This is a genomic window from Thiorhodovibrio winogradskyi, assembly GCF_036208045.1.
GTDB lineage: Bacteria > Pseudomonadota > Gammaproteobacteria > Chromatiales > Chromatiaceae > Thiorhodovibrio > Thiorhodovibrio winogradskyi.
Genome location: NZ_CP121472.1, coordinates 3082853 through 3104252 on the forward strand (window position 1 = coordinate 3082853; position 21400 = coordinate 3104252).

A 21400-nucleotide genomic window follows, 5' to 3' on the forward strand; every position below is an offset into this window, starting at 1 on the left:
GGGCCAACTGTTCGATGAATCAAGCCACGTGATTTTGGTTGCGCAACATCATGACCGCCAAAGCGCGTCAAAAAGTCCCGTGGTCCGCTCGACTCGGCGCGCGCAGGCCGAGGCAATGTCGCTTGGCTCAGCCATGATAGCGACCTGCTGTTTGCCCCTGGTGATGCCGGTGTAGAGCAATTCACGGGTAAGCATTGGGCTGTCGTTTTCTGGCATGACGAGCAGGTCGCTATCGAATTCGCTACCCTGGCTTTTGTGAATGGTCATGGCGAAGACGGTCTCGTGTGCTGGAAGGCGGGCCGGCAGCAGGCGACGCACGCCCTCGGGGGTTCGCAGCCAGAAACCCAGCGCGCCCCACGCGCGACCGCGGCACGCAGAGGTTGCAGGCTCATGCGGCCTCCGTGTGGCCGGTTGCGAACAAGCCCGTTACGCACAGCCAGTTGCTGCGACAGCCTGCGCGCCATGCCTTGGTTGGGCACCACGATGAGGTCCGGCTCGAAAGGATCGCCGCGGGCCGCTCTGTCACCGGGAGTCAATTTCCCGGCCAGTTCCCCAGCAAGCGCATCGACAAGCGTCTCGACAAGCGTCTCGAGTCGATTGGAATGGATTACCTGAAGCATTGGCTCAGTCTGTGCCCGTGGCATGCATGACTCGATTGACAGGCAAGGACCTACCTGAGGCATTGTTCGCGCGACTGTCGTTGACACTGCGTCACTGAGGGTAAACCTCTTTGGGATCAAACACCTGCTCACCCAGGTCGATCAGGCGGTTCTGTTCGATCTTGCGGAAGAAACAACTGCGTTTTCCCGTGTGGCAAGCCGCCCCGCCAATCTGCTCGACCTTAAGCAGCAGGGCGTCGCCATCGCAGTCCAGATAGATGCCCCGGACCTTCTGCAGATGACCGCTTTCCTCGCCCTTGTGCCAGAGTTTCTGGCGCGAGCGGCTCCAGTAAACCGCCTCGCCCAACTCGAGTGTCTTGGCCAGCGACTCCTGGTTCATGTTGGCCACCATCAGAACCTCCCCGCTGTCGGCATCCTGGGCAATGGCGGTGATCAACCCCTTCCCTTTGGCAAAATCCAGGGCGTTTTCGAGTTCGCCGCTTAACAACTTGGCTTGACTCTCTGGTTCAGGCATTGCATGACACTCGCATTGTGATTGAGGAAGTCTCGCGCCCGGCATCCCGCGGCCGAGCACTCAGCGCTCGAACACGGCCATGGACTCAACATGGGCTGTATGCGGAAACATATCCATGACGCCGGCGGCCAGCGGACGGAAGCCGTGACGCTCGCTCAGATACCCGGCATCGCGCGCGAGCGTGCCGGGATAACAAGACACATAGACTAAACGGCGAATACCAGTCGCGACCAGTGCGTCAAGTACCTGCAAGGCGCCGCTGCGGGGTGGATCAATGAGCGCGAGATCAAACCTCTGCCGCATCCAGGCCCAGTGTCCAGTCAAATCCTGATCCGAAGAGTCACTGTAAAGATCGGCCTGCTCGAAGCGCACGCGGCTGTCATCGAGCCCATTGCGCCGGGCATTGGCCCGCGCCCGCCCGACCAGGCCTCCATCCCCTTCAACACCCAACACAAAGGCACAACGACGCGCGATGGGCAGGGTAAAATTGCCAAGCCCACAAAACAAGTCCAACACCCGATCATCCAGACCGGGATCGAGTTGTTCGAGCGCGCGCGCGACCATCAGGCGGTTGAGTTCCAGATTGACCTGGGTGAAATCATTGGGCTCGAAGGCCAGAGTGACATCCTCGGCGGGCAAGGCGTAGGTCAGTCCCACCTGCTGGCCTGGCAGGGGTTCCACGCTGTCAAGACCGCCGGGCTGGAGATAGACATGCAGGCCAGTACGGGCACCGAAGGCTTGCAGCAGGTCAATATCAGCCAGCGTCGGCGGCTCGAGCACACGAAAGACCAGCACAACAGGATCATCGCCTTGCGCCATCTCGACCTGGGCGACCTGCTCGCGAATGCTGAGCTGTCCAATGAGCTCGGCCAGCTCTGTCAGACGCCCGCCAACAGCCGGGTGCAGCACCTCGCAGCGACTCAGATCAGCAATGAAAGACGAGCCGCGCTCCCGAAAGCCGACCAGCACCCGCCCTTTTTTCGCCACATAGCGCACACCCAGTCGGGCCTTGCGCCTGTAGCCCCAATGCCCGGCCACCAGCGGCGGCAACCAGGTTTCGGGCCGCACCTTGCCGATGCGCTGCAAGACCTCGGCAAGGATGTCCTGCTTCATGCCAATCTGCGCCACCGGGGCCAGATGCTGCAGCGCGCAGCCGCCGCAGAGGCCAAAGTGAGGACAGCGCGGCGTGACGCGATCGGCGGCGGCGCTGAGCACCTCGACAACCTCGGCCTCATCGTAGCGGCGCTGACGGCGCGTCAGGCGCAGCCGCACCCGCTCACCAGCGAGAGCACCGGCGACGAACACGGCTTTTCCGTCGACATGAGTCACACCACGACCATCGTGACTCAAACCAGTGATTTCGGCTTCGAAGGGCTCTCGCGGTAGCGGTTTTTTCTTGCTCAAATCTCTGGCTTCGCTTGGATGTTTCGGTTGTTTGCCCGCCTCAGGGGCAGGGTCGCGCGGACTCCGACCGCCATCAGGCCGGAAAAACGCCGGTGGAGAGGTAGCGATCACCACGATCACAGATAATGACCACAATCACGGCATCCCGCTGCTCGCGCGCGAGCTTGAGCGCCGCGGCGACCGCGCCACCCGAGGAGATGCCGGCAAAGATGCCCTCCTCCGCCGCCAGCCGACGCGTGGTTTCCTCGGCCTCGGTCTGGGAGACATCAAGAATTCGGTCAACACCGGCGGGGTCGTAGATCTTGGGCAGGTAGTCCGCCGGCCAGCGCCGGATGCCGGGGATGCTGGAGCCATCTTCTGGCTGCACGCCAACAATGCACACCTTCGGGTTGCGCTGCTTGAGGTAACGGCTGACGCCCATGATGGTGCCCGTGGTCCCCATGGCGCTGACGAAGTGGGTCACCCTGCCCTGGGTGTCGCGCCAAATCTCGGGGCCCGTGGTCTCGTAATGCGCCTCGGGATTATCCGGATTGGAGAACTGATCCAGTCGCACGCCCTCCCCGCCCGCTTCCAGCGCGCGCGCCAGATCAATGGCTGCCTCCATGCTGCCTTCCCGGGGCGTGAGGCGAATCTCGGCGCCAAAGGCGGCCATGGACTGGCGCCGCTCGACGCTCATGTTCTCGGGCATGATCAGCAGCATGCGATAGCCTTTAATGGCAGCCGCCATGGCCAGTGCAATGCCGGTATTACCGCTGGTGGCCTCGATCAGGGTATCGCCAGGTTTGATGCGGCCGCGATGCTCGGCGCGCTGAATCATGTTCAGTGCGGCGCGGTCCTTCACCGAGCCGGCGGGATTTTGGCCCTCCAGCTTGGCGAGGATGCGATTGCTGGTCTCCCCCGGCAGCCGTTGCAGACGCACCAATGGGGTGTTGCCGATGAGGGATTCGATGCTTGGGTCGTTCATTGCCACTCCTACAACACCTTCGACACCTGCTTGACGCTGGGGTCGAGCCTGTCGCTTTCGATGCTAAACCCGAGCGATTTGACCAGCGCCAGCATGCGGGTGTTGGCCGAGAGCACCTCCCCGTCCATGATGCGCAGGCCCTTGGCGCGGGCGTTACTCATCAGCGAGCGCATTAGGCGCGCGCCGATGCCGCGATTGCGCCAAGCATCTGATACCACAATGGCGAACTCGCAGGTATCGCCACCCGGGCGGGACATATAGCGCGCCACCCCAACCTCGACCTCCTGGCCCTGATCCACCACCACACCGATCAGTGCCATCTCGCGGTCATAGTCGATTTGGGTAAAGCGCACCAGCATCTCGGGCGTCAGCTCCTTGATGGCCTGCATGAAGCGGAAATACTTGGTCTGCTCCGAGAGGCCGCGCACAAAGTCCTGCTCCATCTGCGCGTCCTCGGGGCGGATGGGGCGGATGGTGAGATCCGTGCCATCCGGCAGGGGCACGCGCTCGATCAAGTGCTGGGGATAGGGGTGAATGGCCATGTGCCCGTAGACTGGCATCTGCGGCGGACGGTAGGTGACCTGAATGCGCGCATCCACCGCGATGACGTCCAGATCATTGCCAATCAGTGGGTTGATTTCCAGCTCGATCACCTCGGCCAGCTCGCACACCATCTCGGAGACGCGCTGCAGGATGCGCGCCAACGCCTGGCGGTTCATCGGCGGCATGTTGCCGAAAGCCCCCATTAGGCGCGCCACCCGAGTGTGCTCGACCATGGTCTGGATGATGAAGGCATTGAGCGGCGGCAGGCCCAGCGCGCGATCAGCGAGCACGTCGGTGTCGGTGCCGCCAGCGCCGAAGCTGATCACAGGTCCAAAGATGGGATCGCGCGCCACCCGCACCATGAGTTCGCGCGCGGCGCGGGTGGGGATCATGTGCTCGACCGTCACCCCTTCGATCTTGGCCTCGGGGCGCAGGCTGCGCGCGCGCTCGGTCAGCTCGATGTAGGCACGGCGCACGCTCTGGGCGTCGGTGAGGTTCAGGCGCACGCCATCGACATCGGACTTGTAGCGAATGTCCGGCGAGTTAATTTTCATCACCACCGGGAAGGACAGCGCCTCGGCGGCAATCAGCGCTTCGTTTGGCGAGCGCGCCAGCACCGTCTGGGTGGTGGGGATGCGAAAGGCGGCCAGAATCGCCTTGGCCTCGATGGTACCGAGCGTCTTGCGCCCCTCGGCCATCACGCCTTCGATGATCAGACGCGCGCCCTCGACATCGGGCATGAGTTGCTGGGACAGCGGCCCGGGGGATTGCATTAGGAGCTTTTGGTTGCGCTGCTGGCGGCCGAGGAAAGACAGCGCCTCAGCGGCGGCCTCGGGCAGGTCATAGTGCGGCAGACCGTGTTCGGAGAAGAGCGCATGCGCCTCGGCCACCCGGGTCGCGCCCATCCAACAGGCCAGCACCGGCTTGCGCGTCTTGGCGGCAGCCTCAATCACCTCGCGCGCCACCGCGGTTGGGTCAACGCTGGCCACGGGCGCAAGAATCGCCAGCACACCATCGACATTGGCATCGGCCAAGCAGGCGCGCAAGGCCCCGCCATAGCGTGCTGCGGGGGCATCGCCAATGACATCAATAGGATTGCCATGCGACCAGTGCTCGGGCAGCAGTTTTTCCAGCTCGGCGCGGGTCTCATCGCTCAAGGTCGCCAGGCTCAGTCCCAACTCCACCGCGCGGTCCGCCGCCAGCACGCCCGGCCCGCCGCCATTGGTGACAATGGCGATGCGATGGCCGCTGATGCGCCGCCCGGCGCCGAACACCTGGGCGGCGGCGAAGAGTTGATCGAGCGTGTCGACCTGCACCGCCCCACCGCGCTCCATCACCGCGCGAAATACCTCGGTTGAGCCCACCCAGGCACCAGTATGCGACTTGGCCGCGCGCGAGCCTGCCGGATGGCGCCCGGTCTTGACCACCACCACGGGTTTGAGCCGCGCGGCCGCGCGCAGCCCGCTCATGAAGCGGCGCGCATCACGAATGCCCTCGACATAGAGCAAAATGCTGTGGGTTTGGGCATCGAGCGCCAGGTAATCGAGCACATCGCCAAAGTCCACATCCGCCGCCGCGCCCAGGGACACCACCGCCGAGTAGCCAATGCGCCGCGGTCCAGCCCAATCGAGCATGGCGGTGCAGACCGCACCTGACTGGGACACCAGGGCGACGTGGCCGGGCAGCGCCTGCTCATGGCCAAAGGTGGCGTTCAGCCCGTGCGATGGGCGCATCACCCCCAGGCAATTTGGCCCCAGCACCCGCACCCGATTGCGCCGCGCGGCTTCCACCAGCTTCTCCTGCAAGGCGGCGCCGCGCTCGCCGCGCTCGGCAAAACCAGCCGAATGCACCACGGCGGCACGCACCCCGGCCTCGCCGCATTGATCAAGAATCCCGGCCACCTTCTCCGCCGGGGTGGCGATCAGCGCCAACTCGACATGTTTATCGAGCGCCGCCAGATTGGGATAACAGCGTTCGCCCCCTACCTGTTCATATTTGGGATTAATCGGATAGCATCCGCTCTTGAAGCCGCCGGCAAGCAGATTGCGAAACACCATGCCAGCAACCGAGCCCTCGCGGTCGCTGGCGCCAAAGACGGCCACGGCACTGGGCACGAATAATTGATCGACATCTGATAGGCGCATGGATAAGGTGCCCTCTTGGACCTGGACGCAGGTCGTTAGTTAGTGGATAAATGACCCACCCAATGAATCTAGCCTACATCTCCCATCCCGACTGCCTGGATCACCGCATGGGCGCGCACCATGTGGAAGTACCCGAGCGCCTGCACGCGATCACCGACCGGCTGATCGCCTCCGGCATTGAAATGCTGCTGACCCATTATGACGCGCCACTCGCCGAGCGCGAAGCCCTGCTGCGGGTGCATGATGCCGAGTACGTCGAAATGATTTTCGCCAACGCGCCCACCGCAAGCGATGTGCTTACCTGGGTCGATGGCGATACCGCCATGAGCGCCGGCACCCTGAAGGCCGCCCTGCGCGCCGCCGGAGCCGCCATGCTCGGGGTCGACCTGGTGATGACCGACAAGCACCATGCCGCCTTCTGCGCCGTGCGCCCGCCAGGGCACCACGCCGAGCGCCACCAGGCGATGGGCTTTTGCTTCTTCAACAATGTCGCCGTGGGCGCCGCCCATGCGTTGGCGGAACATGATATCCAGCGCATCGCCATTGTCGATTTCGATGTCCATCATGGCAATGGCACCGAGGATATTTTTGCCGGCGATGAGCGCGTGCTCTTTTGTTCAAGCTTTCAGCACCCTTTCTACCCCGGCTCGGGCGCCAACAGCCAGGCGCCCAATGTGCTCAACCTGCCGCTGCCCGCGCGCACCGACGGCGCGGCCTACCGCGCGGCGGTCGAGCAAGGCTGGCTAGCCCGCCTGGATGACTTCAAGCCCGAGCTGATCATGATTTCCGCCGGCTTCGACGGTCATGCCGAGGATGACATGGCGCATTTCATGCTGCGCGAGCCGGACTATGCCTGGATCACCCGCGAACTGCACGACCTTGCAGCACGCCACGCGCAAGACCGGGTCGTCTCCGTACTGGAAGGTGGATACGCCCTCTCCGCCCTTGGGCGCTCAGTCGGCACCCACATCGATGAGCTGATTGGGCATGGCTGACGCTGTGCCATGGATGTCTTGCTCAAGGCAGCCGGTCAGGTGACCGCAACGATGCTGATTAAAGCGCTTGTCTACAAAAGCTATCAAATAAGCCTCACCACAGCGCACATGCCACCTAATCGCATTCACTTTGACGTCGTTTGTTCAGGCAAGCACAGTAAATCGTTCCCAAAAGCGTTCCCTGGAAGTTTCCGCCGTTGATTTGATGCTCTGGCATGTGCTACTTTCCGAATCGAAAGACAAAAGGTGTTAGTTCTCGGTCACACCGTTACCCATAAGTCCGGCGGCTTCGTTCGCAGTGCAGCGCAAGTGCTTGATCTAGCGTGGCGGACCAGGGTCTTGCGACATGCAGGCGGGCCTCGCGCCCCTCTGATCGGTCGAGACTCACCGGTTTATCGGTAATGGTATGAGTTCTCGGTGGGGCCATAGCGTCCGGCACGAATCCACCAACGGCGCTAGACAGAATCCATACTATTGGAGATAGGCAGAATCTGTCCAGCACACCCGACCAACATTCTGTCTAGTTAACTGTTGAACTAATCCGCTCCGCGGAGCTTCCGGACCTACCGGCCCCAACCCACACCTGCCACTGACAGCGCAATTGCACATTGTCGCCCACACTGAAGATGACCCAATCAGGGTCGTTGACAGAGGGTCTGACGATGACCGCATTACGCCAACGTATGATTGCCGCCATGCAGATGCATGGCTTCTCCCCGCGCACCCACCAGAGCTACCTCGCCGCGGTGCGCGATCTCGCCAAATTTACCCACCGCGCGCCTGACACCTTGATGCCGGATGATGTGCAGGGCTACTTCGAGCACTTGGTGCGCGAGCGTGGGCTCGCCCCGGCGAGCGTGCGCCTGTTCTACCATGGCATCCGCTTTTTCTACCTCCAGGTGCTCAACTGGCCGGCGGTGGACCTGGCCGTCACCCTGCCCAAGCGCCCTCAACGCATACCCGAGTTGCTCACGCGCGTAGAGGTGGCGGCCATCCTGGGCGCCTGCGCGGACGTGCGCCATCACATGATGCTCAGCCTCTGCTATGGCTGCGGGCTGCGCCTGAACGAAGTGCTGGCGGTTCGCGTTGGCGATATCGATGGGGAGCGCCGGCTGTTGCGCATTGAACAGGGCAAGGGCGCCAAGGACCGCATGGTCCCGCTCTCGCCGACCTTGTTGGCGCAACTGCGCGCGTATTGGCGCGCCTATCGCCCGGGCGCGCCAGCGCGCGGCCTTGCTGCCGGTGACCTATCACCATCTGGTCTTCACGCTGCCGTCCGCCCTCAATGGCTGGATCGAGGTCCATCCCAAACAGCTCTATGATCTGCTGTTCGAGACGGTCTGGGCCACATTGTCCGCCTTCGGTGCCAACCCCAAGCGATTGAATGGACAACTGGGGATGACCGCCGTGCTCCATACCTGGGGACAGACGCTCACCCGGCATGTGCATCTGCATTGCCTGGTGCCCGGCGGGGCATTCTCCGCCACCGGCCAGTGGCATCCCGCGAAAAGCACCTACCTGTTCCCGGTGCGGGCGCTCTCGCGTCACGTGCGTGGCGGCTTCGTCAGTCGTCTGCGCCAGGCCGTCGCGGCCGGAGAAATGTGCCGGCTAGCCGATCCACGCGAGATCGACCGCATGCTCGATACTCTGATGGGCACCGAGTGGGTGGTCTACTCCAAGCCCTGCCTGGCGCGCGGCGACACCGTCGTCGACTACCTTGGGCGCTACAGCCATCGCACAGCGCTGAGCGACAGCCGTCTGCTCAGCTTTGATGGCGAGTCCGTTGAACTCAGCTACAAGGACTACCGCGATGGCGACCAGCGCAAAGTCATGACCCTCTCCGGTGAGGAACTGTTGCGCCGCTTCCTCCTCCATGTGCTACCAAAGGGCTTCATGCGCGTGCGCCATTTCGGCTTCCTGGCCAATCGTTGTCGTGCTCAGCGCTTGCCGGCCATCCGCGCGGCGATCGGCGCGGTGCAAGCGCGTCCTGTTGCAATCATGCCAACTGAACCGGGCACCACCGGGCATCCGCAACCTTCCAAGCCGTTTGATGGTTTTCCCTGCCCGAGCTGTCGCGGCGGTCGATTGCGGGTGCGAACCGCCTTGGCTCCCAAAGGTCGCGATGGAGGATAGCGTGCGCCACTAACCCGCAATCCGCGAAAGATCAGCAGCGCGATCTTCAGGCTCGACACCGGGCTTGCGTCCGCGCTCGCCTTGCGTTCAGAAATCGACTAAACTCAGTGCAAGTACACGCCATTTTTCGCCCTCGGAGCCCGACAGATGCCGCTTTTCTCCTCCCGCAGCCTCCCGTTGCGCTGCTTCGGCGCCAGCTCTACCGCCAGCCGCCGGGCTCTGACCAATACAATCCCCTTACCATACGCGCCCCGTCTCTCCGCGCCGGAGAGCAGGTGCTAGGATCGGATTAGTCCAACAGACATTTATCCATCGGGCGCTCTAGAGTTCAGCGCAAGATCGGACTCACCGCTGAGCGCCCGATGGATAAATGCTTAATAGTTAGGCATACAAAAAAGGAGATGAAATGAAAAATCAACTTATGGCTATCGCATTGGGCGCGGCTCTTTCTGTCGTCGCATTACAAGCAAATGCAGAAACGTATAGCGCACAGCATGAAAACGTAAAAAAGCTTTTTCAAAGCAACGAAGAAAAAACGGCTAAAGATGCGGTTTGGACTTCCCGAGATATTTTTAAGGTGGGCGTAATCAATGAAGGAAGCCGGAGAGACGGCTACGCCGATTATGTGTGCCAAGTGCTGTATGACTATGGCTTCAAAGGCAAGAAGGTCTGGGTTCAGGTAATTGATATTGTGAAGCTTACCCGCAACGGGGATTGGGTGAAGCTTGGTGAGTCACATTGCCAATAATGCCTAACAATTAAAGGGGCCAGGGTAGGATTTTTTCCCAGACAGGGAATCAACTCTGAATCAATCGCCTAACGATGGCCTCCAGTCCGACCGCTCGCTTCGCTCGCAGCGGCTGAGGCTAGCGTTAGGACCTGAGATGAATAGCGACGAAGATATGGATGAACGGACAACCGCCGACCTTCTTGAGGCGCTCGATAGCGACTATCAGAGATGCTATCAGCAGATCATTACGCGCCTTGATGAAGGAGAACGGGATGAAAAAGGCAACATCTCCGCAGATTACGAGTTTGAAGCCAGACAATTGATACGGGCAGCCTTCGCGTATATTGAAGGTGCAGTATTTGTAATCAAAATTGAAGCTTCATTTAACTGCGAAGAAAAGGGAATTGAACTTACTCCCCAGCAGCACCATTTTATATTCGAGGCTGACTTTGACCTAAATGATAAGGGTGAGGTAGTGCAAAAGCCCGCAAAGATTCCTCTCGCCAAGAACATACGCTTTGCGTTTTCCGTTTTTGCTCAGGCCAACGGTATCAAGCCAACACTGGACGTCGGGTCAGAGTGGTGGTCGAAACTTCAAGAATCTATCAGAGTCAGAGACCGTCTCACTCATCCTAGGTCGCCATCGGACTTGGATGTTTCTCCAAGTGAGGTTATTTCAACAGTTGTAGCTAAGTCCGGTTTTGATGAGGCTTTACATGCGCTTATTTCTGCAAGCAAGGCCTAACGAATAAGAATCAAAGAGAATCAAAGGAATCGAAGGGGCCAGGGTGGAGTCCCGGGGACATATTTGGTCCGCCCCGCGATGCAAGAGGAAAATCGCCATTAGCAGAAGGAAACGTTGCGGCCATATATCCGGCATCGATGTCGGGACGCATTGCGGTCCCCGTGCCCTAATGGAATTCGCGTACCTCGCCGTCCTCAATCAGTATATCAGTCTCAGCTTAAGCTGGCTGCTGTCCCCGTCAGGTTTTCAGCGAGGCGGTCGTGCCTTTCATGCCATTACAGTGACTTTCTCTCTTCGCAACTCGTGGTGTGGAACTCGGTTGATGCCCGATCAGGGCGGATTAATCGGAATGGTTCGTGGCCGATAGGCGTTACACAGTAACAGCCGCAGGCTTTGCCAGCGCGCCGAGCGCTGCATCGAAGGCCTTTCCGGTGGTCATCACCGCCCAGGCGATGCGCACGAGCTTGTTGGCCATCGCACGAAAACCGGGACCGAAAACCGGGACAGACCACGTTTAATTGCGTGAGATTAAGAATCGCCTAACACGCCCATAAAGCCGAGGCCATACTGCGCATCGCCCTTAGAGCAGGAGATTAGGGGGCAGACCACGATTTTCAATTCAATCGCCTAACGAGCCGGTCAAACCGACCCCGCGCGGCCGGCATCGTGAGCTAATCTCAAACGTGGTGCCGCGCGCGGGTCGGCTTACCGCGACGTTAGGCCAGATAGGCTACATCAGACGATGATGAATAAATGAACACAAAACAACTGATCAATGAAGCGGTATCACTGCCAGTAGAAGAACGAGCCTTGGTGATAGATTCGCTCTTGCGGAGTCTGAACCAGCCAGAATCAGATATAGACAAAATATGGGCTAAAGAAGCAAAGCGTCGCCTTAATGAACTTAGGTCTGGTCGAGTGAAAGCAATACAAGGGGAGGAAGTCTTTAAAAAGGTGTGGGATAGGTTTGAAAAATGAACTTTTCTTTTCACCAGGAAGCAGAGAAAGAACTCAATGAGGCAATAGATTATTACGAAGATATTGAGCCAGGACTGGGATATGATTTCGCGTTGGAAGTTCGTTCAGCAATCGATCGGTTGGTCGATTTCCCAAAGGCATGGGCTGTTCTAGATAGCGATGTCAGAAGATCTTTGGTAAAACAATCTAACGGGTCAGGTTCGGTTTTTTTAAGACCGAATCTAATCCTTCAATTCGCCTAACACGGTGCTCCAGTCGACGCCGGTTTGGCTCTCGCTCAACCGGCTCGACTGAGCATGTCGTTAGGCAGAAGAATTACTAATTAAAAAAAGTAAATGAACATCAAATTCTCTCGACATGCGACGAGAAGAGCAAAGCTCTACAAAATTCCTGAAAATGTTATTCGTGAAATTCTGTCGGATATTGCTTTATCTGACGGTGAACATGAAATTATCAAAAATGTCACTGGGTTCAGATATCCAATAAAAACAGTTGTGACTGTCGAAGGCGTCAAGATCACTGTGATTACAAATTATCCGCTGAAGAAAGGCAAAACAGATGAACGTTCACTATGATGAATTAGTTGATGCGCTATATTTAAAGCTTGGTGATGATGAGCCAGATGGAGTTATTGAAATTGCAGAAGGAGTAAATATTGATACAACTGCTGGGGGTAAACTTGCAGGTATCGAAATATTAGAAGCATCGAAAAAAATCAACATGAACACTATCTTGTCTTACACGCTTGAATTAGATCACGATTTATTAGCAAAGAAAATCGCCTAACGAGTTGCTCCAGCCGAAGCCGGTTTCGCTCAACCGGCTCGGCTGAGCTTGGCGTTAGAGCTGGTAAAGAGTCGAAATATATATCTGAAATTACACGTTTTTACGGAATCATCATTAAGCTTTATTTTTTGGCGATCATCCGCCACCACACTTTCACGCCGTTTATGGAGAGCACAACGCTATCTTCAACATAGAAACTTTGGAGATGATTGAGGGCAACCTTCCCTCAAGAGCACGAAAGCTCGTAATGGAGTGAGTATGCTTAACTGTCCAGCCCGACCCTTCGCTTAGCTCGCGGCGGCTAAGGCTGGCGTAAGCAGGCACAGAGAACGGAGCAGAGACAATTGAAGCGCAGAGTTTATGTTGGAAACTTCTGTCATTAGTTATTTGCCTGCACAGCCGAGCAAAACCATTATCGGTGTTGCTCACCAACAAATAACATCAGCATGGTGGGATCAACGGAGTGACTATGACTTGTTCGTGTCGGAGTTGGTATTACGGGAATGCGCTGCTGGTGACCCTAACGCAGCTCAAAGACGTTTGGCAAGAGTCGAAAGCATTCCGCTTTTAGTTGCAACAGAAGAGTCTTCAAGCGGATCGCACCAGTTCCCGCAGATATCGAAACAGCTTGCGCGGCCCGTCGGGTCGGCCGCGTTCCGCGTCCCGTTGCGCGACGCGGATTAGGGCACGCAGGGGCTGGCGTTCAGCCTGCGGATAGTCCACCACGAACTCACCCAGCGCCGTGTCGCCCTCGGCAATCAAACGCTCGCGCCAACGCTCAAGCTGATGGTGCATGGCGTTCTCGGCCCGCTCCACCTGCTCGCGTTTGGCCAGCAGCGCCTTGAGCGGTTCCTGGTCCAGACGCGCCAGGCAGTTAGCGATGCGCTTGTAGTGCCGCGCCAGGGCGCGCTTATCCTTGATGCGCGAGGTTTCATTGATGGCTTCCCAGGTCTTGGCGTCCAGCGCCAATTGCTCGAGTTCCGCGCGCGGCAGACTCAGCAGTTGTTTCGCCAACTCCTGCAGCCCGTGATGCTCGCGCTTGACGGCGCTTTTGCTTGGACCATCTTCACTGTCATCGGATGCCGCAGCATCGCCGTGGATTGCATCCAAGTCGAAATACTCGTTACTCACTGACTTTCTGCGCATGCTCAAGCATGAGTTGCGGATGCCTCAACCCGCGATAATCGTTCACGTCCAGACGATAGGCCAGATGCGCGCGTTTGCCCAGCCCGCGCTTGCAGACGGCAAGATTAAAGCCAATGGCATCAATGGCGATGCCATCGGCGGTCTGGGCGCGCAGTTTCAAATGCTGGTCCTTGAGCACCCGCACCTCCGAGATAGCAAACTCCCCATCGAACACCGGCTCGGGAAACCCCTTGCCCCAAGGCGCGGCGACGCGCAGGGCCTCGGCGGTCTCGAGCGACAATAGCGCACTGGCCAACTCGCCGTCGGAAAGAATTTCCCGCTCTTGCGGCGCGACGCCAAGCTCGTCGGCCACGGCGGAAAAAAAGGCCGCGCGGAAGGTTTCCAGATGCTCCGCCGCCATGGTCACGCCAGCGGCCATGGCATGACCACCGAAGCGCTCCATCAGGCCGGGATGACGGTGGTCGATGGCGGCGAGCAGATCGCGCAGATGCAGTCCTTCGACCGAGCGCGCCGAGCCGCGCAACTGGCCATCGTCGGCGCGGGCGAAGACGATCACCGGCCGATGATAGTGGTCTTTCAGACGCGAGGCGACGATACCAATAACGCCCTGGTGCCAGTCCTCACCAAAGAGGCACAGCCCTGGCGGCAGCGCGTCCCCTTCCAGACTCAGGCGTTCGACCAGGGTTTCCGCATCCTGGCGCATCTCGGCTTCCAGCTCGCGCCGCTGGCGGTTGAGCGCATCCAGCTCGCGCGCAAGCCGCATGGCGCGCACCGGATCGGCGGTGACCAAACATTCCACGCCAACGGACATGTCCTCCAGTCGCCCGGCGGCATTCAGGCGCGGGCCGGCCACGAAGCCGAGATCGCGCGCCGTGACCTGCTCAATGCGCCGCCCGCCGATTTCAAGCAGGGCGCGCAAGCCGGGCCGGCAGCGGCCATGGCGAATGCGCTTGAGACCCTGCTCGACCAGAATGCGATTATTGTGGTCCAGCAGGACCACATCAGCCACGGTGCCGAGCGCGACCAGGTCGAGCAATTCAGCCAGGTTGGGTTCCGGACGACGCTGGTCGAACCAGCCGCGCGCGCGCAGGCGGGTGCGGGTCGCGGCCAGCAGGTAGAAGATGACTCCTACCCCGGCCAGCGCCTTGCTCGGAAAATCACAGCCCACTTGATTGGGATTGACAATGGCCGCCGCAGCTGGCAATCGCTCTCCCGGCAGGTGATGATCGGTGATCAGCACCGGAATGCCGAGCGCATTGGCGCGCTCCACGCCGGCCAGGCTGGCGATACCATTGTCCACCGTGATGATCAACTCGGGCGCGCGCGCGGCGGCGGCATCGACCACGGCGGGACTGAGCCCATAGCCGTCGGCAAAACGGCTGGGGGTGAGATGATCGACCGCCCCGGCGCCCAGCGCGCGCAGCCCAAGCAGGGCAACGGCGGACCCGGTCGCGCCGTCGGCGTCATAGTCGCCGACCACCAATATGCGACGCTGATCGGTCACCGCTTGCGCCAGCAGCTCGGCTGCCGCCTCCATCCCCAGCAGCCCATCGACCGGATGCAGGTCCGCGAGCGCCTGCCCCTGATCACGACAGGCGCCGCGGTTGCGGTAAAGCGAGCGCAGCAGACTGGGCAATTCTCGCGGCACTCCAGCGCCATCCATGCGGCGGCGGATGCGCACCGGCAGACCTGTGGCCGATGGCGGGGAAGGACGACGGGGACTCGGGTTTGGCATGACCACAGGGTATCATGACTCGGATCATCGACGGGGCAAGCGACACGGCCGGTGAGACGGCTGGGGAGGCGGCCGGCGGAACGACAGGGCGGGAAGGCGGACAGACAGATAGCAGGAAAGGCAACGGGTCTTGCACGAACGCGGTGCCGGGCGCATTTACTGGGGCATGAAATGGATCATTGGCTCCCTGCTAACCCTCGCGATACTGGCAACCGCCAGCTGTGCCTGGCTCGGTACAACCTGGAGCCACCCCAAAGACGCAGCGACCGCCGCCGCTTCGCTGTCCGAGGCGCCTTTGTCCGAGCCTCCTCAATCCGAAAAGATCCAAGTCAGCGCGCAGCAACTCGAACTGGCCGTCGGGCCCCCGCTCGAATACCGAACCTTCAAACCCAAAAGCACACACGCGCCACATCAGTCCAGACGAGTCGGCCACAAACCCTGGGTCATTCTGGCTCATGGCTTTCTGCGCGACCAGCGCCACATGCAAGGGCTGGCCATGGCACTGGCAGAGGCGGGTTTTCCCGTTGCCACCCTGAACTCGCGCCACGACTCGCCCATCTCTGGCGGCCATGTCGCCCATGGTCGGGACATGATCGCACTGGCGCGAGAACTCGGCACCGAGCGCGTGATTTACGCAGGCTTTTCCGCCGGCGGACTGGCGGCCCTGCTGGCCGCGAGCTCCGACCCAAAGGCGAGCGGACTGCTTACGCTCGATCTGGTCGACAGCCAGGGTCTCGGGCGCCAAGCCGCCAAAAGTCTCGGGGTGCCGCTGATCGCACTGACGGGCGCGCCCAGCAACTGCAATGCCAACAACAATACCTCCCCCATTTACCAGAGCGCCTCCGCCATCAGCCTGACGCGGATTCCTCAAGCCAGCCACTGCGATTTTGAAGCACCCAGCGATTGGCTATGCCGCCTGGTCTGCCAACAACCGTCCCGGCAGACCAAGGAGCAGGCCGAGCCAAGCAGACTTCAGCAGGACATCATCCAAAGTGCCGTTGCCGGCATCCGCCAATTGGCTGACTCATGATCTAGAGGATGGGGGCTCACCAAGCCCCGGGGCGCGAGCATCGCCGTCGCCGGTTGCCTCCAACCCCGCCGCATCCTGGCGCGTGCGCAAAAAACTCGCCGCCGGAAAACCCTTGTCGCCAAATTCGCTCAACCAGCGATCCACCAGGGCATCCTTCGCCAGCGGATCGCGCGCCAAGACCCAAGCGCGAGTCTTGGTGGGCTGACCGATGAGCGCATAGTCATAGTCGGCGCCCAGGCCGATGATCCAATAATCATCCCAGAACACATAAACCCCATAGAGCATGCGGAAGCTGATTTGCAACCGCGCGTTGCGACCATAGTCCAACACCCGCGCCACCCCCTTGGCCTCGCTAATGCGCCCATCGCGGTAGCGGCAGCGGTTGCTGACATGCACCATGCCGTCTTCGCCAAGACGGTAATCGGCGACCACGTTATCGACACAGCGGCGCTCGGTAAAATAAGGCAGCCGCGCCATCTCATACCAGCGCCCCATGAAGCGCGGCAGGTCGACCCGATCCACGGTCGAGGGCGCGGTGAGATACACCTTGGGCTTGCGCAGTTCGGTGCTGACAATGACATCCGCCCCATCGGCATCGCGCCGATGGGGCGGAGCGGCATAAATATCGCGCTCGCGCGCGAGGGCACCGCGACCCGCCCGGCGTCGAACCTGGGTTTTACCCCCATCGGAGTGTCCGGAAGACTTCATATCCCTCTCTGCAAACGGTTCTTAAAAAAACGCCGCTGAAAACGCGGGCGATCATCCGGGTGGCGGGCCGGGTATCGAGCCAAGTATCAGGCCAATCTTCGCTATACTAGCGGATTTTTGCCGCCACCGATGGCCGAACCATGAGTTACGCAACCGACGATCTGCGCATCCGCGACATTACCGAGGTGATCGCGCCCGAGGAACTGCATCGGCAGTTTCCCATTACCGAGGAGGTGGCGGAGAGCGTTTGTCGCACCCGCGCCGAGATTCAACGCATTTTGCACGGCGAGGACGACCGCCTGCTGGTGGTCGCGGGCCCTTGCTCCGTGCACGATCCCAATGCCGCGCTGGAATATGGCGAGCGGCTGCTGGCCGCGCGCCAGGAGCTGGCGGAGCATCTGCTGGTGGTGATGCGGGTGTATTTCGAAAAACCCCGCACCACGGTCGGCTGGAAAGGCCTGATCAACGACCCGGACCTGGACAACAGCTTCGCCATCAACAAGGGCCTGGGGTTGGCGCGCAAGCTGCTCATCGACCTCAACCGCCTGGGGATACCCGGCGGGACCGAATTTCTCGATCTGATCAGCCCCCAGTACGTTGCCGATCTGGTGAGCTGGGGCGCCATCGGCGCGCGCACCACGGAGAGCCAGGGCCACCGCGAGCTGGCCTCGGGTCTCTCCTGTCCGGTCGGCTTCAAGAATGCCACCGACGGCAGCGTGAAAGTCGCCATCGACGCCATTCACGCCGCGGCCCGTCCGCATGTGTTCATGTCCGTGACCAAACAGGGGCACTCGGCCATCTTTAGCACCGCTGGCAACGAGGACACCCACATTATCCTGCGCGGCGGCGGCCGCCCAAACTACGACACTGAAAGCGTGAAAATCGCCGCCGATGCCATTATCGAATCCGGCATCGCGCCCAAGATCATGATCGACTTTAGCCACGCCAACAGCCGTAAAAAGCCCGAGAACCAAGTCCAGGTCTGCAACGATGTGGCGCGTCAGATCGCCCGCGGCAATGCGCACATCATGGGCGCCATGATCGAGAGTCACCTGGTCGGTGGCCGCCAGGATCTGACCGCCGCACGGGATCTGGTCTACGGCCAAAGTATCACCGACGGTTGCGTGTCATGGGACCAGACCCTGCCAATGCTGCATGAACTGGCCAATGCGGTGGAGCAACGGCGGGCCTAGAACGCTGGTTCCGGTGCGGATTCAGGCGCACCGTGCCATTGCGACGGGCAGCAACCAGATCCGCCATCGCGCTGGCCATGCCGCCAAGAAGCATTAGAATCAGGCGCGGCCCGGGCACCAAAGGCTGCCGCCTGATGCCTCTGCCCCTTGAGTTCCCCCAGTCGATGCATACCTTTTAGGTCAACCTGTCCTTTTAGCTCAGCTTATCCATCCCTGCACGACAACGACTTTGGAGGTCCATCATGGCACACGAACTCCCCGCCCTGCCTTACGCGAAGAACGCCCTCGAGCCCGTCATTTCGGCCGAGACCATCGACTTTCACTATGGCAAGCATCATCAGACCTATGTCACCAACCTCAACAACCTGATCAAGGGCACGGAATTCGAGAGCCTTTCGCTCGAAGACATTATCAAGAAGGCCTCGGGCGGCATCTTCAACAACGCCGCCCAGGTGTGGAACCACAGCTTCTATTGGAACTGCCTCAGCCCAACGGGTGGTGGCACGCCCAGCGGCGCCCTGGCCGATGCCATCAATGCCAAGTTTGGCGGTTTCGAAGACTTCAAGAAAGATTTCTCGGCCTCCGCGGCCGGTAACTTCGGCTCCGGCTGGACCTGGCTGGTCAAGAATGCCGATGGCAGTGTGGAGATCATGAACACCTCCAATGCCGCCACCCCCATGACCGAGGGCAAGACCGCCCTGCTGACCGTTGACGTGTGGGAGCATGCCTACTACATCGACTATCGCAACGCGCGGCCCAAATATCTCGAGGCAATTTGGGACAAGATTGACTGGGATTTTGTCAGTCAGAATTTCACGGGCTAACGCGCGTCCTTTCTGACGTTGGCAAAACTGGTCATCGGCGAATTTCTCGCCAGACCAGAGTAAGCGGAGAAGGCAAGGCAGAGCACTCCAGGATTGTCCTCGGCTCCTTCTCCGCGCTCTGGCTTCAGCATGGGGCTTCAGCATGGGCGCGGACAGTCAATCGCCTCAGTCGCTACCGAGTCTAGCCTGCCGTCCCGGCCAGTCAATCCAATACAGGTGACTCCAACCCTTGCCCGTCACATAGAGCCGTCTCTGATCCGCATCCCAGGCAATCCCATTGAGCACGAACTCTTCTCCGGTCTGACCACTGCGCTGAACGGCCTCGGTCAGGTCCAGCCACTGCCGCACCACACCCGTATCTGGGTCGATCACAGCAATGCGGTGGCTTTTCCAAACATTTGCCAACAAGACGTCATCCACCCATTCAAGCTCGTTAAGGTGACGGACATCTTGCCCCTGGTCAACGGCGGTCACTGTCCGGAGTGGCTCGAAGGTATTTGGATCACGGAAGGTCAAGCGTGCGCTCCCATCGCTGGTTACCATGCGCTGTCCATGGCAGGCAATGCCCCAGCCCTGACCTTGATACCGAAAGTCGCCGATCTTGCCTAGGGTGACAGGGTCATAACGCAGAGCCAAGCCACTGGTCCAGGTGAGTTGCACCACCTCATCCCCACACAGATCGGCTCCCTCGGCAAATAAACGCGGCGCTAGCCAGCGCACGGCGAGCTTTTCCCCGCTGGCAAGTTCGGTGATCAGCAGCCGCGATTGGCCGCGCAGACCCGTGCTCTCATAGAGTCGCCCCCGGTACAGAAAGAGCCCCTGGGTAAAAAGGCCTTGGTCATGGGGAAAATCACCCAGGATTCTCGGCGCCAGAACCGGCGCCGTTTCGGCAATAACAGGACCGACCTGGCTTACAAGCCAGGGTAACAAGGCGCAACAGAGCGAGAAGAGAGGCAGCATATCCAGTGTCTCGCGGTGGCTCGCCGCAGCCAGGACGAGTTTGTCTGTGACCAAACCACCCGGCCGCGCCGGCCGCGCTTGGCCCGATACAGCGCTTGGTCGGCGGCTTATTGGCGCAAGCTTAGGCGATCAGATGCCGGCTGCCAACACGCATGGCTGGCAAAAAGCGACCCGGCGCCCATTCAGGCTATACTCGCGTCTTCAACCGCCCCCTCATCCATGGAGAACCTCATGCCAGTTGTATCCGGTCAAGAGCCCGTCGGCCTGCCCAACACAGCTCCCAAGAAGGCCAGCCGCGCGGCAAAAGACTTACCCAAGGCGCTCGATGCCCCGCGCGCGCGCTTCGCCAGCCAAGGTCTGCCAGAACTCAATTACTACGTCGATGGTCCGGCCAATGCCGAGCCTGTCCTGTTGCTGCACAGCATCAACGCCGCGCCCAGTGCCTTCGAAATGAAACCGCTGTTCGATCATTACCGCGCCAACCGGCGCGTCTATGCGCTCGAGCTACCCGGATTTGGCTTTTCTGATCGCGGCAAACGCGTCTACTCCCCTGAACTCTACGCGGACGTGATTCGCGCCTTTCTGACCGAGGTTGTCCGCGCACCCGCCGACGTCATCTGTTACTCCTTGAGTTCTGAATTCGCCGCCCGCGCCGCCTTGCAGGCACCCGCGGCCTTTCGCCGTCTGGTGCTACTCTCGCCCACCGGCTTCTCGCCACGGCGCCTGCCAAGCGCCGAGGCGGGTCGGCGTTTGCATCGGCTGTTTAATCTGCCTGGATTTGGTCCGGCGCTCTACGCGCTGGTGACCACCCGCCCGAGCGTGCGTTACTTCATGAAACTCAGCTTTGTCACCTCCCCGCCCGAGGAGCTGATCGACTACGCCTACGCCACCGCGCATCAGCCCGGCGCCCGCCATGCACCTTTTTATTTTTTATCTGGCCAACTCTTCACTCCGAACCCCGTCGAGCAGCTCTACGCCAAGCTCGAGCTGCCAGTGCTGGTGATTCATGATCGCGATGCCAACGTGAATTTCGACCTACTACCCGCCCTGATCGAAAAACACGGCAACTGGCAGGCGACCAGGGTCGAACCAACCCTAGGCATGCCCCAATGGGAGCAACCGGTAAAGACCATCGCCGCCATTGATGCCTTCTGGCAGGCGCACGCCTGATGCACCGCGCCAAGAGCGACGCCTCGGCAAGACCCGGCGCCGGTGCTTTCTTGATCGACCAGAAAGCCATTAGAATCG

General features: G+C 60.3%; 23 protein-coding genes and 2 pseudogenes. 15 read left to right on the forward strand and 10 right to left on the reverse strand.

Going from position 1 to position 21400, the window contains the following annotated elements; all coding sequences use genetic code 11:
- Window positions 1-48: 48 nt before the first annotated feature.
- The 6 genes from Thiowin_RS13975 to Thiowin_RS13995 form a co-directional block, all read right to left on the reverse strand.
- Window positions 49-267 carry an ATP-binding domain-containing protein gene (locus tag Thiowin_RS13975; protein WP_328983617.1) on the reverse strand — a complete coding sequence of 73 codons (219 nt, stop codon included), beginning with the start codon at window positions 265-267 and terminating at the stop codon, window positions 49-51.
- Window positions 264-683: an exodeoxyribonuclease V subunit gamma gene (locus Thiowin_RS25330; protein ID WP_408034083.1), complete on the reverse strand. Its 420-nt coding sequence runs from the start codon at window positions 681-683 to the stop codon at window positions 264-266. Before Thiowin_RS25330 ends, Thiowin_RS13975 begins: the two co-directional genes overlap by 4 nt.
- 28 nt (window positions 684-711) lie before the next feature.
- Window positions 712-1134, reverse strand: coding sequence for a phosphoribosyl-AMP cyclohydrolase (hisI, locus tag Thiowin_RS13980; RefSeq protein WP_328983618.1), 423 nt, complete (start codon window positions 1132-1134; stop codon window positions 712-714).
- A 60-nt stretch (window positions 1135-1194) separates the two neighbouring features.
- On the reverse strand, window positions 1195-2538 hold the full coding sequence (gene rlmD, locus Thiowin_RS13985) for a 23S rRNA (uracil(1939)-C(5))-methyltransferase RlmD (RefSeq protein ID WP_328983619.1): 1344 nt from the start codon (window positions 2536-2538) through the stop codon (window positions 1195-1197).
- Between the two features lie 73 nt (window positions 2539-2611).
- Complete coding sequence (gene cysM / locus Thiowin_RS13990; RefSeq protein ID WP_328983620.1) at window positions 2612-3502, reverse strand: cysteine synthase CysM; 891 nt, start codon at window positions 3500-3502, stop codon at window positions 2612-2614.
- A gap of 8 nt (window positions 3503-3510) precedes the next feature.
- Entirely contained in the window at window positions 3511-6189 is a 2679-nt protein-coding gene (locus Thiowin_RS13995) for a bifunctional acetate--CoA ligase family protein/GNAT family N-acetyltransferase (RefSeq protein ID WP_328983621.1), read from the reverse strand.
- A gap of 62 nt (window positions 6190-6251) precedes the next feature.
- Between Thiowin_RS13995 and Thiowin_RS14000 the strand changes: the two genes are divergently transcribed.
- From Thiowin_RS14000 to Thiowin_RS14050, 11 genes and pseudogenes are all read left to right on the forward strand, one after another.
- Entirely contained in the window at window positions 6252-7184 is a 933-nt protein-coding gene (locus Thiowin_RS14000) for a histone deacetylase family protein (protein WP_328983622.1), read from the forward strand.
- A gap of 9 nt (window positions 7185-7193) precedes the next feature.
- Window positions 7194-7385, forward strand: a complete 192-nt coding sequence (locus Thiowin_RS14005) for a hypothetical protein (protein WP_328983623.1) — start codon at window positions 7194-7196, stop codon at window positions 7383-7385.
- Window positions 7386-7885: 500 nt separating this feature from the next.
- Window positions 7886-8320, forward strand: a pseudogene (locus tag Thiowin_RS14010) (tyrosine-type recombinase/integrase); the annotation flags it as partial.
- Window positions 8321-8351: 31 nt separating this feature from the next.
- A pseudogene (locus tag Thiowin_RS14015) lies at window positions 8352-9317 on the forward strand (IS91 family transposase); the annotation flags it as partial.
- Between the two features lie 406 nt (window positions 9318-9723).
- A complete protein-coding gene (locus Thiowin_RS14020) occupies window positions 9724-10065 on the forward strand; it encodes a hypothetical protein (RefSeq protein WP_328983625.1) in 342 nt (113 codons plus the stop codon).
- Between the two features lie 136 nt (window positions 10066-10201).
- Window positions 10202-10792, forward strand: coding sequence for a hypothetical protein (locus tag Thiowin_RS14025; protein WP_328983626.1), 591 nt, complete (start codon window positions 10202-10204; stop codon window positions 10790-10792).
- A 753-nt stretch (window positions 10793-11545) separates the two neighbouring features.
- A complete protein-coding gene (locus Thiowin_RS14030; RefSeq protein WP_328983627.1) occupies window positions 11546-11770 on the forward strand; it encodes an addiction module protein in 225 nt (74 codons plus the stop codon).
- On the forward strand, window positions 11767-12012 hold the full coding sequence (locus Thiowin_RS14035; protein ID WP_328983628.1) for a type II toxin-antitoxin system RelE/ParE family toxin: 246 nt from the start codon (window positions 11767-11769) through the stop codon (window positions 12010-12012). Before Thiowin_RS14030 ends, Thiowin_RS14035 begins: the two co-directional genes overlap by 4 nt.
- 93 nt (window positions 12013-12105) lie before the next feature.
- A complete protein-coding gene (locus tag Thiowin_RS14040; protein WP_328983629.1) occupies window positions 12106-12345 on the forward strand; it encodes a hypothetical protein in 240 nt (79 codons plus the stop codon).
- Entirely contained in the window at window positions 12329-12556 is a 228-nt protein-coding gene (locus tag Thiowin_RS14045; RefSeq protein WP_328983630.1) for a DUF2283 domain-containing protein, read from the forward strand. The genes Thiowin_RS14040 and Thiowin_RS14045 overlap by 17 nt, the downstream gene beginning before the upstream one ends.
- Window positions 12557-12737: 181 nt before the next feature.
- The gene (locus tag Thiowin_RS14050) at window positions 12738-12812 is read left to right on the forward strand and encodes a hypothetical protein (protein ID WP_328988083.1); all 75 of its coding nucleotides are present in this window, start codon (window positions 12738-12740) and stop codon (window positions 12810-12812) included.
- A 332-nt stretch (window positions 12813-13144) separates the two neighbouring features.
- Here the strand turns inward: Thiowin_RS14050 and yjgA are convergent, their stop codons facing one another.
- Window positions 13145-13687 (reverse strand): ribosome biogenesis factor YjgA, encoded by a 543-nt coding sequence (gene yjgA / locus Thiowin_RS14055; protein ID WP_328983631.1) that lies wholly within the window; start codon window positions 13685-13687, stop codon window positions 13145-13147.
- On the reverse strand, window positions 13680-15437 hold the full coding sequence (gene recJ / locus Thiowin_RS14060) for a single-stranded-DNA-specific exonuclease RecJ (protein WP_328983632.1): 1758 nt from the start codon (window positions 15435-15437) through the stop codon (window positions 13680-13682). Before recJ ends, yjgA begins: the two co-directional genes overlap by 8 nt.
- A 130-nt stretch (window positions 15438-15567) precedes the next feature.
- On the opposite strand from recJ, the gene Thiowin_RS14065 reads away from it, so the two are divergent.
- Window positions 15568-16467, forward strand: a complete 900-nt coding sequence (locus tag Thiowin_RS14065) for an alpha/beta fold hydrolase (protein WP_328983633.1) — start codon at window positions 15568-15570, stop codon at window positions 16465-16467.
- Here Thiowin_RS14065 and Thiowin_RS14070 read toward each other — a convergent pair.
- Window positions 16462-17175, reverse strand: coding sequence for a lipocalin family protein (locus tag Thiowin_RS14070; protein WP_328983634.1), 714 nt, complete (start codon window positions 17173-17175; stop codon window positions 16462-16464). The genes Thiowin_RS14065 and Thiowin_RS14070 overlap by 6 nt on opposite strands.
- A gap of 140 nt (window positions 17176-17315) precedes the next feature.
- On the opposite strand from Thiowin_RS14070, the gene Thiowin_RS14075 reads away from it, so the two are divergent.
- Window positions 17316-18368, forward strand: a complete 1053-nt coding sequence (locus Thiowin_RS14075; protein ID WP_328983635.1) for a 3-deoxy-7-phosphoheptulonate synthase — start codon at window positions 17316-17318, stop codon at window positions 18366-18368.
- A gap of 242 nt (window positions 18369-18610) precedes the next feature.
- The gene (locus tag Thiowin_RS14080; RefSeq protein ID WP_328983636.1) at window positions 18611-19192 is read left to right on the forward strand and encodes a superoxide dismutase; all 582 of its coding nucleotides are present in this window, start codon (window positions 18611-18613) and stop codon (window positions 19190-19192) included.
- A 165-nt stretch (window positions 19193-19357) separates the two neighbouring features.
- Here the strand turns inward: Thiowin_RS14080 and Thiowin_RS14085 are convergent, their stop codons facing one another.
- Complete coding sequence (locus Thiowin_RS14085) at window positions 19358-20152, reverse strand: glutaminyl-peptide cyclotransferase (protein WP_328983637.1); 795 nt, start codon at window positions 20150-20152, stop codon at window positions 19358-19360.
- Between the two features lie 231 nt (window positions 20153-20383).
- Between Thiowin_RS14085 and Thiowin_RS14090 the strand changes: the two genes are divergently transcribed.
- Window positions 20384-21322, forward strand: coding sequence for an alpha/beta fold hydrolase (locus tag Thiowin_RS14090; RefSeq protein ID WP_328983638.1), 939 nt, complete (start codon window positions 20384-20386; stop codon window positions 21320-21322).
- Window positions 21323-21400: the final 78 nt, after the last annotated feature.

Bases quoted from the DNA above. Each gene is read 5' to 3' on its own strand.
- Thiowin_RS14000 (WP_328983622.1), top strand. From the start codon at position 6,252: ATGAATCTAGCCTACATCTCCCATCCCGACTGCCTGGATCACCGCATG.
- Thiowin_RS14075 (WP_328983635.1), top strand. From the start codon at position 17,316: ATGAGTTACGCAACCGACGATCTGCGCATCCGCGACATTACCGAGGTG.
- Thiowin_RS13975 (WP_328983617.1), bottom strand. From the start codon at position 267: ATGACCATTCACAAAAGCCAGGGTAGCGAATTCGATAGCGACCTGCTC.
- Thiowin_RS14020 (WP_328983625.1), top strand. From the start codon at position 9,724: ATGAAAAATCAACTTATGGCTATCGCATTGGGCGCGGCTCTTTCTGTC.
- cysM (WP_328983620.1), bottom strand. From the start codon at position 3,502: ATGAACGACCCAAGCATCGAATCCCTCATCGGCAACACCCCATTGGTG.
- Thiowin_RS14005 (WP_328983623.1), top strand. From the start codon at position 7,194: ATGGATGTCTTGCTCAAGGCAGCCGGTCAGGTGACCGCAACGATGCTG.
- Thiowin_RS25330 (WP_408034083.1), bottom strand. From the start codon at position 683: ATGCCTCAGGTAGGTCCTTGCCTGTCAATCGAGTCATGCATGCCACGG.
- Thiowin_RS14030 (WP_328983627.1), top strand. From the start codon at position 11,546: ATGAACACAAAACAACTGATCAATGAAGCGGTATCACTGCCAGTAGAA.
- Thiowin_RS14070 (WP_328983634.1), bottom strand. From the start codon at position 17,175: ATGAAGTCTTCCGGACACTCCGATGGGGGTAAAACCCAGGTTCGACGC.
- Thiowin_RS14090 (WP_328983638.1), top strand. From the start codon at position 20,384: ATGCCAGTTGTATCCGGTCAAGAGCCCGTCGGCCTGCCCAACACAGCT.
- Thiowin_RS14085 (WP_328983637.1), bottom strand. From the start codon at position 20,152: ATGCTGCCTCTCTTCTCGCTCTGTTGCGCCTTGTTACCCTGGCTTGTA.
- Thiowin_RS14045 (WP_328983630.1), top strand. From the start codon at position 12,329: ATGAACGTTCACTATGATGAATTAGTTGATGCGCTATATTTAAAGCTT.
- Thiowin_RS14025 (WP_328983626.1), top strand. From the start codon at position 10,202: ATGAATAGCGACGAAGATATGGATGAACGGACAACCGCCGACCTTCTT.
- recJ (WP_328983632.1), bottom strand. From the start codon at position 15,437: ATGCCAAACCCGAGTCCCCGTCGTCCTTCCCCGCCATCGGCCACAGGT.
- Thiowin_RS13995 (WP_328983621.1), bottom strand. From the start codon at position 6,189: ATGCGCCTATCAGATGTCGATCAATTATTCGTGCCCAGTGCCGTGGCC.
- Thiowin_RS14035 (WP_328983628.1), top strand. From the start codon at position 11,767: ATGAACTTTTCTTTTCACCAGGAAGCAGAGAAAGAACTCAATGAGGCA.
- hisI (WP_328983618.1), bottom strand. From the start codon at position 1,134: ATGCCTGAACCAGAGAGTCAAGCCAAGTTGTTAAGCGGCGAACTCGAA.
- Thiowin_RS14080 (WP_328983636.1), top strand. From the start codon at position 18,611: ATGGCACACGAACTCCCCGCCCTGCCTTACGCGAAGAACGCCCTCGAG.
- Thiowin_RS14040 (WP_328983629.1), top strand. From the start codon at position 12,106: ATGAACATCAAATTCTCTCGACATGCGACGAGAAGAGCAAAGCTCTAC.